General features: G+C 65.7%; 10 protein-coding genes. 6 read left to right on the top strand and 4 right to left on the bottom strand.

Features of this window, described 5'->3' with window-relative positions; genetic code table 11:
* Positions 1-27: 27 nt before the first annotated feature.
* The 6 genes from malQ (at position 28) to AB8K43_RS09505 (ending at position 8,251) form a co-directional block, all read left to right on the top strand.
* Positions 28-2,124, top strand: coding sequence for a 4-alpha-glucanotransferase (gene malQ / locus AB8K43_RS09530; protein ID WP_370893742.1), 2,097 nt, complete (start codon positions 28-30; stop codon positions 2,122-2,124).
* A 290-nt stretch (positions 2,125-2,414) separates the two neighbouring features.
* A complete protein-coding gene (locus AB8K43_RS09525; RefSeq protein WP_370893740.1) occupies positions 2,415-4,034 on the top strand; it encodes an ABC transporter substrate-binding protein in 1,620 nt (539 codons plus the stop codon).
* A 205-nt stretch (positions 4,035-4,239) separates the two neighbouring features.
* Positions 4,240-5,166, top strand: a complete 927-nt coding sequence (locus tag AB8K43_RS09520) for an ABC transporter permease (protein WP_370893739.1) — start codon at positions 4,240-4,242, stop codon at positions 5,164-5,166.
* Positions 5,159-6,088: an ABC transporter permease gene (locus AB8K43_RS09515; RefSeq protein ID WP_370893737.1), complete on the top strand. Its 930-nt coding sequence runs from the start codon at positions 5,159-5,161 to the stop codon at positions 6,086-6,088. The genes AB8K43_RS09520 and AB8K43_RS09515 overlap by 8 nt, the downstream gene beginning before the upstream one ends.
* 17 nt (positions 6,089-6,105) lie before the next feature.
* Positions 6,106-7,137: an ABC transporter ATP-binding protein gene (locus tag AB8K43_RS09510; RefSeq protein ID WP_370893735.1), complete on the top strand. Its 1,032-nt coding sequence runs from the start codon at positions 6,106-6,108 to the stop codon at positions 7,135-7,137.
* Entirely contained in the window at positions 7,130-8,251 is a 1,122-nt protein-coding gene (locus AB8K43_RS09505; protein ID WP_370893733.1) for an ABC transporter ATP-binding protein, read from the top strand. The genes AB8K43_RS09510 and AB8K43_RS09505 overlap by 8 nt, the downstream gene beginning before the upstream one ends.
* 73 nt (positions 8,252-8,324) lie before the next feature.
* Here the strand turns inward: AB8K43_RS09505 and AB8K43_RS09500 are convergent, their stop codons facing one another.
* The 4 genes from AB8K43_RS09500 to AB8K43_RS09485 are packed head-to-tail and all read right to left on the bottom strand — an operon-like array spanning position 8,325 to position 12,479.
* Positions 8,325-9,479, bottom strand: coding sequence for an ABC transporter ATP-binding protein (locus AB8K43_RS09500; RefSeq protein WP_370893731.1), 1,155 nt, complete (start codon positions 9,477-9,479; stop codon positions 8,325-8,327).
* The gene (locus tag AB8K43_RS09495; RefSeq protein ID WP_370893971.1) at positions 9,476-10,501 is read right to left on the bottom strand and encodes an ABC transporter ATP-binding protein; all 1,026 of its coding nucleotides are present in this window, start codon (positions 10,499-10,501) and stop codon (positions 9,476-9,478) included. The genes AB8K43_RS09500 and AB8K43_RS09495 overlap by 4 nt, the downstream gene beginning before the upstream one ends.
* Before the next feature lie 8 nt (positions 10,502-10,509).
* Positions 10,510-11,475 carry an ABC transporter permease gene (locus tag AB8K43_RS09490; protein WP_370893729.1) on the bottom strand — a complete coding sequence of 322 codons (966 nt, stop codon included), beginning with the start codon at positions 11,473-11,475 and terminating at the stop codon, positions 10,510-10,512.
* Positions 11,472-12,479, bottom strand: a complete 1,008-nt coding sequence (locus tag AB8K43_RS09485; RefSeq protein ID WP_370893727.1) for an ABC transporter permease — start codon at positions 12,477-12,479, stop codon at positions 11,472-11,474. The genes AB8K43_RS09490 and AB8K43_RS09485 overlap by 4 nt, the downstream gene beginning before the upstream one ends.
* Positions 12,480-12,509 lie beyond the last annotated feature (30 nt).

Raw genomic sequence — 12,509 nt, 5'->3', positions numbered from 1 at the left:
CCGTGCGTGATCGGCGAGAGTTGTCAGGTGACCTCAGCGCTGCCCCCTCACCTCGTCGAACTTGCCCGCGCGAAGGGCGTTGGCACCGACTACTGGGATTGGCAGGGGCAGCACACCTTCATCCCCGAGGGCGCCCTGCGTGAGGTGCTGACAGCGCTTGGCGAGGACGTCTCGAGCGACGAATCGATCCCCGCGGCGCTTCACCGCGCGCAGACGCAGCCGTGGCGCCGGACGTTGCCCGCGACGGTGGTCTCGCGCCAGGGGTACGGGCATCGGGTCCTTACTCACGTCGCCCATGGCAGCGCGGTCGAGATCGTGGCGGTCCTCGACGACGGCACCGAGCGAGCCCTACCCCAGGTCGACCACCTCGTCGCGCCCCAGGAGGTGGACGGAACCCTGCTCGGCGAGGCGGCTTTCGAGGTTCCCGCCGACCTCCCGCTGGGTTACCACCGGCTCGTCGCCCGAACCGAGGCCCCGCCACTGCTCCCGGAGACCGCGCAGGCACACCTCATCGTCGTGCCGAATGCCCTGACGCTGCCCGACGCCCTCACCCATGGTCCGATCGAGGGCCTGATGACCCAGATCTACCAGGTGCGCTCCCGCGATAGTTGGGGCTTCGGCGACCTTGGCGACCTGCGCCGGATCGGCGAGTGGGCGGCACGGGATCGCGGCTTCGACTTCCTGCTCGTGAACCCCCTTCACGCTGCCGAGCCGGTCCCTCATGTCGAGCCCTCTCCGTACCTGCCCACCTCGCGCCGCTTCGGCAACCCGCTCTATATCGACCTCGAGACGATTCCCGGGATCGAGCGACTCGATGCCCAGAGCCGCATCCGTGTCGCCGGCCTCGCCGGGCAGGCCCGACCGCTCAACACCGCCGACACCATCGATCGCGACGCCGGCTGGACCCTCAAGCGCGAGGCGCTCGAGGTGATCTATGCCGCCCTCGCCGCCTCCCAGGAGGACGAGGTCGCGGCCTACGCGGCCCGGGAAGGGCAGGCCCTCACCGACTTCGCGACGTGGTGCTCGCTCGCGCAGGATTACGGGCCGCTATGGGATACGGACTGGCCAGAGCCGCTGCGAGACGTGACCTCCGAGGCTGTGGTCGCCCACCGCGCCGACCATCCCGAACGGATCGGCTTTTATATCTGGCTCCAGTGGGTCCTTGATGGGCAACTTGGCTCGGTCCAGCGAGGCCTGGTCGGTGCCGGCATGAGCCTTGGTGTCATCCATGACCTAGCGGTGGGGATCCACCCGGAGGGCGCCGATGCTTGGGCCCTGACCGATGTGCTCGCCAAGGGGGTCACCGTCGGAGCCCCGGCCGACCAGTTCAACCAATTGGGGCAGAACTGGAGCCAGCCCCCGTGGCGTCCCGACCGCCTCGCGGAAGCGGGCTACGCCCCCTTCCGCGACATGGTCCGGTCCGTGCTGCGCGACTCCGGCGGCGTGCGCGTCGATCACATCATCGGGCTCTTTCGCCTGTGGTGGGTTCCCGAAGGCCATATCGCTGCCGACGGTGCCTATGTCCACTACGACCACGAGGCGATGGTCGGAATTCTCGCCCTCGAAGCCCACCGTGCTCAGGCGGTCGTGATCGGCGAGGACCTCGGGGTCGTCGAGCCGTGGGTGCGTGACTACCTCCGCGAGCGCGGGATCCTCGGGACGAGCATCGTCTGGTTCGAATGGGCCGAGGACGGCCGGCCGCGCCCACCGGAGACTTATCGCGAGCTGTGTCTCGCGACCGTCACGACCCACGACCTGCCCCCGACCGCCGGGTACCTCGCCCTGGAGCACGTCGCCCTCCGCGAACGCCTCGGCCTGCTCACCCGGTCGGTCGAGGAGGAGCGCGCGGCCGAGCTCGCCGTCGTCCACTCCGTGCGCGAAGCCCTGATGGCAGCGGGACTGCTGGCCGAAGGGGGTGATGATGCCGCGGTCGTCGAAGCCCTCCACGCGTGGCTGCGTCGGACTCCATCGCTGCTCCACGGGATTGCGCTCACCGACCTGGTGGGGGACGTGCGGGTGATCAACCAGCCCGGGACCGACGAGGAGTATCCGAACTGGCGGGTCCCCATCGCGGGCCCCGATCGGCGCCCTCTGCTCGTCGAGGACATCGTGGGGGACCACTAATCCTTCGTCCACCTCGTGGACAGGGTGAACGATTTACCGCCTACGACACCGGTGGCTAGAGGTCTTTAGCCCTATCACACGAATGTCCGGGAGTCCTGCGGCCAGGGCTGTTGTTCCCTTCCTTGGGTCACAGTTGTGTCTCACCCCACAGTGGAGGATGGCGCTCCGGCGGCGAAGGGCGTTACATGATCCCAGCAGCAGGACCCTGCTGTGCATTGGATCAGTCCGCCCTTACGCGGCGGCGACCCGCCCTCGCTGAGGTGGCGGCGGTCATACGTAGGAGGATCTCTATGCGAGTCAAGTCTCGCGCGATGGCGATTGCGGGCATTTCCGCGGTCGCCCTGCTTGCTACGGCATGTGGCGGCGACAGCGGTAGCAGCAGCGACTCTGCTGGCAAGACCGGCGGCGAGATCATCGCCCGTGGGTGCCAGCCGCAGAACCCCCTGATCGGTGGTAACACCGGTGAGTCCTGTGGTCACGACATCGTCGAACTCTTCACCTCGACCCTGTACCGCTACGACGCGGAGACGGGCAAGCCGGTCAAGGACCTCGCTGAGTCCTTCGAGGCGGACGAGGCCAACCAGAACTTCACCGTCAAGATCAAGCCGGGCGTGAAGTTCCAGGACGGTACCCCTGTCACTGCCAAGAGCTTCGTCGACGCGTGGAACTACACCGCCTACGGGCCGAACGCGCAGTACCTCTCCTACTTCATGGAGCCGATCGAGGGCTTCAAGGACGTCCAGGGCGAAAAGCCCAAGGAGAAGGAGATGTCGGGCCTGAAGGTCGTCGACGACACCACCTTCACCATCAAGACCGCCGAACCGACCTCGAACCTTGAGATCCGCCTCGGGTACACCGCCTTCGCTCCGCAGCCGGAGGCCTTCTTCAAGGACCCGGAGGCCTTCGCCAAGAAGCCGATCGGCGCCGGCCCGTACAAGGTCGAGGACTACCAAGAGGGCAAGCAGGCCGTCCTCACCAAGTACAACGACTACGGTGGCCAGGCTGCCGCGGGTAACGTGGACAAGATCACCTTCCGCTTCTACCAGGACCAGGATGCGGCCTACGCCGACCTCCAGGGTGGCAACATCGACGTGATCGACCAGGTCCCGGCGAGCGCGATGATCGACAAGAAGTTCGAGAGCGACCTGCCGGATCGCTGGGCGCAGGAGCCGTACCCGGCCATTCAGACGATCACCTTCGCGCCGGAGAAGACCTCCCCGGAGTACAAGGACCCGAAGATCCGCCAGGCGATTTCGATGGCGATCGACCGCCAGAAGATCGTCGATGACCACTTCGACGGGGCGCGCGAACTGGCGACGTCCTGGGGCGCCCCCGGTATTGAGGGCTTCAACGAGGGCGCCTGTGGCAAGTACTGCGAGTACAACGCCGCGGAGGCCAAGAAGCTGCTCGACGAGGCCGGTGGCTTTAAGGGCAAGATGACGATCGGCTACAACGCCGATGGCGACCACAAGGCGTGGGTCACCGCGACTTGCGACTCGATCCGCACCGCGCTTGGGGTCGACTGCACGGCCACCCCGGTGACCGACTTCGCCACGTTCCGCAAGAACATCGGCGAGCAGAAGCAGAAGGGGATGTTCCGCTCCGGGTGGATCGCTGACTACCCGCACATCGAGAACTTCCTCACCCCGCTGTACTCGACCGGTGGGTCGAGCAACGACGGCAAATACTCGAACCCGGACTTCGACAAGGCCCTCACCGATGCGGCCAAGTTGACCGGCGAGGAGTCGCTCGCGAAGTACAAGGAAGCCGAGGAGATGCTCGCTAAGGACATGCCCTCGATCCCGCTGTGGTACTACACGGCGACCGTCGGCTGGAGCGAGAAGGTGGCTAACGCCAAGATCTCGGTCGCCTCTGGCCGAGTTGACCTGCTGAGCATCTCGGTCAAGTAAAGACCCGGATCAGGTCGAATCTCGGACCGGCCCAGTCCCCACCATCAGTGGGGCTGGGCCGGTCCTTCGAGCCGAACCCATCGGGTCGGCGCGAAACCCGTCGGCATGTGAGCCACAACATGTACCGAGGGTCTATGGTGTCCCTGCCCCACCCCGGCGGGGCCAGGCTGCTCCCGCTCGGCGGGATCGATTCCTAGGAGGTGACATGGGCAAGTACATCGTCCGGCGTTTGCTCCAGATGATCCCCGTAATTCTCGGGACCACCTTCTTGATCTACGCGATGGTCTTCGCCCTGCCCGGTGACCCGACCGCAGGCAAGTGCGGTGACAAACAGTGTCCCCCGGCGGTGGTCAAGCAGATCGAAGAGAAGTACAACCTCAACGACAACGTCTTTGTGGCCTATGGCAAGTACATGGGCAATCTCGTCCAGGGGGACTTGGGTGAGAACAGCTACGGCATCCCGGTCAAGGATGACCTCGTACAGCGCTACGGCGTCACGGCCAAACTCGCGTTGATGGCGATCGTGATCGAGGCGGTCATCGGAATCGCCGCGGGTGCCTTAGCGGCGATTCGCAAGGGCGGCTTCATCGACAACCTGGTGCTCGTCAGCACCTTGGCCGTGATTTCCATCCCGATCTTCGTGACCGGTAACCTCGCCCGCTACTTCTTCGGTGTGCAATGGGGAATCTTCCCGATCACTGCCCCGTACAACCCCAGCACATATGACTTGCTGATGCCGGCGATCGTGCTGGCGTCGATGTCGATGGCCTACGTCGCTCGCCTCACCCGGACAAACCTGGCCGAGAACCTGCGGGCGGACTATCTGCGCACCGCCAAAGCCAAGGGCCTGACGCAGCGGCGCGCCATCGGCTTGCACGCGATGCGCAATTCGATGATCCCGGTGATCACCTTCATCGGTTACGACTTTGGCGCGCTGCTCGGTGGCGCGATCGTGACCGAACGCATCTTCAACATCCAAGGAGTCGGTGGATACATCTACCGCGGCATCGCCTCGCGTGATGGCTTCGCCGTGGTCGGGGCGGTGACCGCCCTGGTGATCGTCTACCTCCTCGTCAACCTCATCGTGGACCTGCTCTACGGTGTCCTGGACCCGAGGATTAGCCATGACTGAGCCGCAGACTGCCGTGACCATGGCGCCCGCGCCGGCGGAGGAACCCGAAAACAAAGAGGCGGCACGCTCGCTGACCGCGGACGCGTTCCGCGAGTTGCGTCACAACTGGATGTTTTGGATCTCGCTGGTCCTCATCACCATCTTCATCGCGATGGCCGCGTTCCCCGGCTTGTTCACAAGCGTCGACCCAATCGAGGTCGGGGGGCCGGTGCGCGAACTCCCGGGCGTAAGCACGATCTTCGGCCGGGATGGCCAGGGATATGACATCTACTCACGTTGTATCCACGGTGCCCGAGCTTCGATCCTGGTTGGCATCCTGGCGACGACCTTTACGACAGTCTTCGGCAGCATCGTCGGTGTGCTGGCTGCCTACTTCGGTGGCTGGTTTGACTCGTTGATCTCCCGGGTGACCGACGTCTTCTTCGCGATCCCGCTGCTGCTGGGTGGCATCCTCTTCATGAGCGCCTTCCCCAATGACACCAACACGCCCTATCTCGTCGTCGTGATGAAGGTCGTTGTCGCGTTGTCCGTCCTCGGCTGGCCGTCGATCGCCCGCCTCATGCGCTCGTCGGTGATGCAAGTGTTGCCGAATGACTACGTTCAGGCGGCCCGTGCCCTCGGGGCGAGCCCCTGGCGGATCATCCGCTCCCACCTCATCCCGAATGCCATGGCTCCGGTCCTCGTGGTCTCGACGATCAACCTCGGTGTGTACATCGTGGCCGAGGCGACGCTGTCCTTCCTCGGGATTGGGCTCGTCCCGCCGGCGATCTCTTGGGGTGTCATGATCAGCGACTCGCTGAACCTCCTGCAGACCTATCCGCACGTGCTGTTCTTCCCGGCGCTGTTCCTCAGCATTTGTGTCTTCGCGTTCATCCTGCTCGGCGACGCCGTGCGGGACGCGTTCGACCCGAAGAGCCGGTGAGAGACAAGGTGAACTCTGTGACCTCGCAACATCAGACCGCACTGAGCTCGACCGGCTCCTTCGAGGTCGGCGAGCGACTGCTCGACGTCGAGGACCTTCACGTCGAGTTCCACACCCGCGACGGCGTCGCCAAGGCGATTAACGGCGTCGACTTCTCCCTGGACGCTGGCGAAACCCTGGCGATCCTTGGCGAATCCGGCTCGGGGAAGTCGGTGACTGCCCAGGCCATCATGGGGATCTTGGACATGCCACCGGCGAAGATTCCCGCCGGGCGGATTCTCTACCGTGGCGAGGACCTGCTCGCAATGCCAGAGGCCAAGCGACGGGGAATTCGCGGTCCGGAGATCTCGATGATCTTCCAGGATGCGCTGTCGTCCCTGAATCCAGTCTTCCCCGTGGGCTGGCAGATCGGCGAGATGTTCCGCGTGCACCGCGGCATGAACCGCAGCGACGCGTACGAGCAAGCGGTCCGGCTCATGGAACGGGTCAACATCCCGGCGGCCCGAGAGCGGGTGAAGTCGTACCCGCACCAGTTCTCCGGGGGGATGCGCCAGCGGATCATGATCGCGATGTCGATCGCGCTGGACCCGAAGGTGCTGATCGCTGATGAGCCGACCACGGCTCTCGATGTGACGGTGCAGGCCCAGATCATGAACCTCCTGCAAGAGCTGCAGGAGGAGTACCACATGGGCCTGATCCTGATCACCCACGACCTCGGGGTCGTGGCCGACGTCGCCGATCGCATCGCGATGATGTACGCCGGACGGATCGTCGAGCGGGCCGGGGTGTACGAAGCCTATGAGGCGCCGGCGCACCCCTACACGCGGGGGCTCATCGACTCGATTCCGCGGCTTGATCAAAAGGGCCAGACCCTCGCAGCAATTGGCGGGCTCCCGCCGAACCTCACCCGTATCCCACCAGGCTGCGCCTTCAATCCCCGGTGCCCGCGCGCGGAGGAGATCTGCCGCACGGAGGTCCCCGCGTTGCGCGAGGTGGCCCCGGGCCGCGAAGCAGCGTGCCACTTCTCCGAGGAGGTGCTCCGTGGCTGATCAAGAAGTCATTCTGAGCGCACGTGGTCTGAAGAAGCACTACCCGATCAAGGGTGGCGTCCTGCGGACGACCGTGGGACACGTCAAGGCCGTCGACGGGGTGGACTTCGACCTCTATCGTGGCGAGACCCTCGGCGTCGTGGGCGAGTCCGGTTGTGGCAAGTCCACGCTCGGACGTCTGTTGATGCGACTCGAGGAGCCGACCGAAGGTCGGGTCGACTTCGAAGGCGTCGACATGCACTCGCAATCGGGCGCGGACATGCGGCGCCTGCGGCGTGACATCCAGATCGTCTTCCAGGACCCGTACACCTCACTCAACCCGCGCCGCACGGTCGGGGAGATTGTCGGGGAGCCCTTCGAGATCCACCCCGATGTCGTGCCGAAGAAGGGACGCCGCAAGCGGGTTCAAGAGTTGCTCGACCTGGTAGGCCTTAACCCCGAGCACATCAATCGCTATCCGCACCAGTTCTCCGGCGGACAGCGCCAGCGTATCGGGATCGCGCGTGGCATCGCGCTCAACCCCAAGGTGCTGATCTGTGACGAACCGGTGTCCGCGCTCGACGTGTCGGTACAGGCCCAGGTCATCAACCTGATGGAAAAGCTCCAGGACGAACTCGGCCTTTCCTATGTCTTCATCGCGCACGACCTGTCGGTCGTGCGTCACATCTCCGACCGAGTTGCCGTGATGTACCTCGGGCGAATCGTTGAGATCGGTGACGAGGATCAGGTGTACGGCCGGCCGACGCACCCGTACACCCAGGCTCTGCTGTCGGCGGTTCCGGTGCCGGACCCGACGCTGCGCGGCAAGCGCGACCAGATCGTGCTGACCGGCGACGTGCCGTCACCGGCGAAACCCCCGAGCGGTTGCCACTTCCACACGCGATGCTGGAAGGCCCAGGACCAGTGCCGGGTCGAGACGCCGGAACTCATCGATCGTCCCGACGGGGTCGACGCCCATGAGTCACGGTGTCACTTCGCCGAGGTTCGCGAAGTCTTGGTGACGACCGATGAGCCGGAGATTATCCAGTCTGACCGCGCGCCTGCGCCCGATCAGGTGGCCGACCACGCACAGGTCCAGCCCACGGGGGATACCCCTCAGGTGCCGCCGGTCTAGTTGCTGCACCGAGAACGCCAAAAGGGTGATCACCGATATCGGTGATCACCCTTTTGGTGTGCGCGGCCGATGGTTAGGTGAAGGGGAGGTCCTCGGTGATCTCATCGACCGCCTCCCGGGCGTGGGCCGCGTCATCGTCCGACAGCTTCGCGGTGACTGAGTGCGGCTGAATCTCGCCCGAGGCGATCTCCTCGGCCCAGTGACAGGCGACCCGGTGGTCGGCGCTCACGCCATCGATCTCGACGACCCGCAGCTGCGGACGCTCGGTGTCGCAGCGGCTCTCCTGACGCCAGGGGCACCGCGTGTGGAAGCGGCAGCCGCTCGGGGGGTTCGCCGGCGAGGGCAGGTCTCCAGCGAGGAGAATCTGCTGGCGCTCGTCCTCGATCACCGGATCGGGGACCGGCACCGCGGACATGAGCGCCCGGGTGTAGGGGTGAAGGGGGTGCGTGTAGAGCCCGTCGGCGTCCGCCTCTTCGACGATCCCGCCGAGGTACATGACGCCCACCCGGTCGGAAATATGACGCACGACCGCGAGGTCGTGGGCGATCACGAGGTAGGTAAGCCCATACTCGTCCTGGAGATCGGCGAGCAGGTTGATCACCTGGGCCTGAACCGAAACGTCCAGGGCGGAGACCGGCTCGTCGGCGACGATCAGGGAGGGATTGACTGACAGCGCGCGGGCGATCCCGATGCGCTGGCGCTGGCCGCCGGAGAACTCGTGTGGGTACTTACGCAGGGCCGCCGCGGGCAGGCCGACGTCCGCGAGTAACTGCCGAAGGCGCGGCCCCGCCTCCTTGGCGTTCTTCGCGATGCCGTGCGCCATCATCCCTTCGACGAGCAGCGACTCCACCGACTGGCGGGGGTCGAGACTGCCCATCGGGTCCTGGAAGACCATCTGGAGCTCACGCCGCTTGCGGCGCAGCTCCCTGGCGCTCAGGGTGGAGATGGGCTCCCCGTCGAAGGTCACCGTCCCCTCGGTGGGCTCGTCGAGGTGCAAGATCGCCCGCCCGAGGGTCGACTTGCCACACCCGGACTCGCCGACGAGCCCGTAGGTTTCACCGCGGCGGATCTGAAGGTCGACGCCATCAACGGCGTAGACGTAGCCCACCGTCCGGTCGAAGATGATGCCCTTGGTGATCGGGAAGTGCACCTTCACGCCCCGAACGTCGACGAGGACATCGTCCTCGGTCCGCGCCGGTGCAGGAGGCATGTCGGCTTCGGTCGTCATCGGTGGGCTCCTTCGGCCGGATTGAAGCAGCGCAAGGCGCGGCCTTCGGTGATCTCCACCTCCGGCGATTGGCTGCGGCATTGCTCGATGGCATTGGAGCACCGGGGGGCGAAGGCGCAGGCGCTCGCCCAGGGCAGGTTGTCATTGACCGAGCCGGGCACCGGGTGGAGCCGCTCACCGCGGGGGGAATCAAGCGACGGGACCGAAGCGAGCAACCCGCGCGTGTACGGGTGGCGTGGCTCGGCGAAGAGGGCATGGCGCTCGGCGCGTTCGACGATTCGGCCGCCGTAGAGCACGTTGATCTCATCGCACAGACCCGCGACGACGCCGAGGTCGTGGGTGATCATGATGAGCGCCGTATTCGTATCGCGGACCAGGTCGCGCAGCAAGGCAAGGATCTGGGCCTGGATGGTGACGTCCAGGGCGGTCGTTGGTTCATCGGCGATGAGCAGCGCGGGCTCGCACGCAAGCGCCATGGCGATCAGCGCGCGCTGGCGCATCCCGCCGGACAACTGGTGCGGGTAATCGGTGAGGCGGCGGTCTGGGTCCGGGATGCCGACCTTGTCGAGCATGTCCCGCGCGTACGGCATCGCCTCCTTCTTCTTCATGCCCTTGTGTCGCTCGAGGACCTCGGTGACCTGCCGGCCAATCGGGACGACGGGATTCAAGGAAGAAAGGGGGTCTTGGAAGATCATCCCGATGTCGCGGCCGCGTCGCTTGCCCATCTCGTCGAAGCTGAGTGGGAGCAGATCGACATCCGCGTAGCGAACCTCACCGGTCACCGTATTGCCGCGCTTCGGGAGCAGCCCCATGATCGCCAGTGAGGTGACGGACTTCCCGGAACCCGACTCGCCGACAAGGCCCACGGTCTGGCCGGGGTGGACATCGAAACTCACGCCATCGACCGCGGTGAAGGGCTTTTCGCCCTGGCTCGCGAAGGTGACGCTTAAGTCCCTAACGGAGAGCAGCGGCTGACCGTCACGGGCCCGGTGGGATCGAGCGGTCGGTTGGTGGTCGTTCACGGTGGTGGTCACCTCCGGCTCTTGGGGTCCAAGGCTTCGCGCATCGATTCACCCATCAAGGTGAAGCCGAGCGCCACCACGATGATGCAGATCGCCGGGTAGAAGGCGAGGTGGGGGTAGCCCCCCAGGTATTGCTGGGCAGCACCAAGCATCTGGCCCCATTCGGGTTGGCGGTCATCGGGATTGCCGAGACCAAGGAAGGACAGGGCCGCGGCGTCGATGATCGCCGTCGCGAGCACGAGGGTGGCCTGGACGATGACCGGGCCGAGGGAGTTGGGCAGCATATGCCGCAGCACGATCGCGGAGCGTTTGACGCCGAGCGCCCGCGCGGCGAGCACATGGTCCTTGGCTCGTTGGGCGACCATCGCGCCCCGGAGCAATCGGGCGAAGATCGGGATCTGCACGATCGCGATCGCGATGATCACCGTCCACTGGCTCGGCCGCGGCGCGAGGGCAGCGATCGAGAAGGCGAGAAGCAGGGACGGGAAGGAGAGCATCACGTCGACGAGGCGCATGATGACCGAGTCGGTCGCGCCGGCGAAGGCCCCCGCGAGGGTGCCGAGGATCATGCCGCCCGCGAGGCCGCCGAGGGTCGCGAGCACACCGACGATGAGGGTTTGGCGGCTGCCGACGATGAGCCGAGAGAGCAGGTCGCGTCCCTGGGGGTCGCCGCCCAAGGGGTAGCCCGGCTGGGGCCCGGGGACCGGGTTTGTCTGGCGCCGAACCTGGTCGATCATCGGGTTGTCGACGGGGTCATGCGGAGCCAGCCAGGGCGCGAAGATCGCGACCAGGACGAAGATCGAAATGATCGTGAGGCCGATCAAGAAGATGGGGTTGCGCCGAAGCCGCCGCCAGGCGGAACCGATCAGCGATACCCCTTCGGTCTCCTCGATCGTTCCCGCCTCGGCGACGAGGGTGTCGCCTCCGGCGCTCGCGGCGAGGTCGTCGATGCGGTCCTTCTTGCGCGACATCATCGGGTCCTCACTCGTGGGTCGATGACGGCGTAGAGGATGTCCACGATCAGGTTGATTAGGACATATCCCGCCGCCGAGGCCAGGATCAAGATCTGCAGCACCGAGTAGTCGCGCATGCGGAAGGCGACGGCCAGGGCGTCACCGATGCCGGGGAAGTTAAAGACCGTCTCGGTCAGGACCGCGCCCGAGAGCAGAGCCCCGGTTTGCAGACCGATCGCAGTGACGACGGGCAACATGGCGTTGCGCAGCACGTGCCGCCCGCGGATGACCCGCTTGGTGAGGCCCTTGGACTCGGCGGTCCGCACATAATCCTCATCGAGGACGTCCAGGACCGATGCGCGGGTGATCCGGAAGATCATCGCGAAGGGGATCGAGGCTAGGGCGATGGCGGGCAGGATCAAGTGTTGGAAGGCGTCCCACGCGGCATCCCACTCTCTGGTGAGGATCCCGTCGAGGACGAAGAACCCGGTCACCCGGGTTGCGTCAGGGACGCTTTGTCGCCCCGAGACCGGCAGCCAGCCGAGTTCGACGGCGAAGATGTGCTTTAAGACGAAGGCGAGGAAGAAGACGGGGATCGCGACCCCGACGAGGGAGAAGATGATCGAGGTGTTATCGAGGAAGGAACCGCGGCGTCGGGCGGCGAAGTAGCCGAGGGGGATAGCGAAGCCGACGGCGATGATCATCGCGAAGAAGCTGAGCTCGATCGTGGCGGGTAGGCGGGTTAAGAAGACATCCATCGCGTCGCGCCCCGGAAGGACCGCCGTCGAGGCGCCGAACTCGCCGCGCAGGGCGCGTTGGAGATAGCGCCAGTACTGGATGTAGACCGGCTCGTTGAGGCCGAGTGCTTCGGTGAGGGCCGCGCGCCGCTCGGGGGTGGCGCGCTCGCCGAGGATCGCCGAGACCGTCCCTCCGGGCAGGGCCTTGAGCCAGGCGAAGAGCAGGATGGAAAGAACGAACACCACGGCGACCATTTGCAGCAGGCGCCGCGCGATGAACCGGACCACGTCGAGGTCTCCTTCGCGTCATGCCGGGTG

The organism is Janibacter sp. GXQ6167, from assembly GCF_041365945.1.
In the GTDB taxonomy this organism is placed as follows: Bacteria; Actinomycetota; Actinomycetes; order Actinomycetales; family Dermatophilaceae; genus JBGFSK01.
Note: the sequence above shows the minus strand (reverse complement) of the source record. Positions and strands in the feature narration are given on the sequence as shown.

Coding starts and splice junctions, on each gene's coding strand:
- AB8K43_RS09490 (WP_370893729.1), bottom strand. CDS start 11,475: ATGATGTCGCGCAAGAAGGACCGCATCGACGACCTCGCCGCGAGCGCC.
- AB8K43_RS09520 (WP_370893739.1), top strand. CDS start 4,240: ATGGGCAAGTACATCGTCCGGCGTTTGCTCCAGATGATCCCCGTAATT.
- AB8K43_RS09500 (WP_370893731.1), bottom strand. CDS start 9,479: ATGACGACCGAAGCCGACATGCCTCCTGCACCGGCGCGGACCGAGGAC.
- AB8K43_RS09515 (WP_370893737.1), top strand. CDS start 5,159: ATGACTGAGCCGCAGACTGCCGTGACCATGGCGCCCGCGCCGGCGGAG.
- AB8K43_RS09525 (WP_370893740.1), top strand. CDS start 2,415: ATGCGAGTCAAGTCTCGCGCGATGGCGATTGCGGGCATTTCCGCGGTC.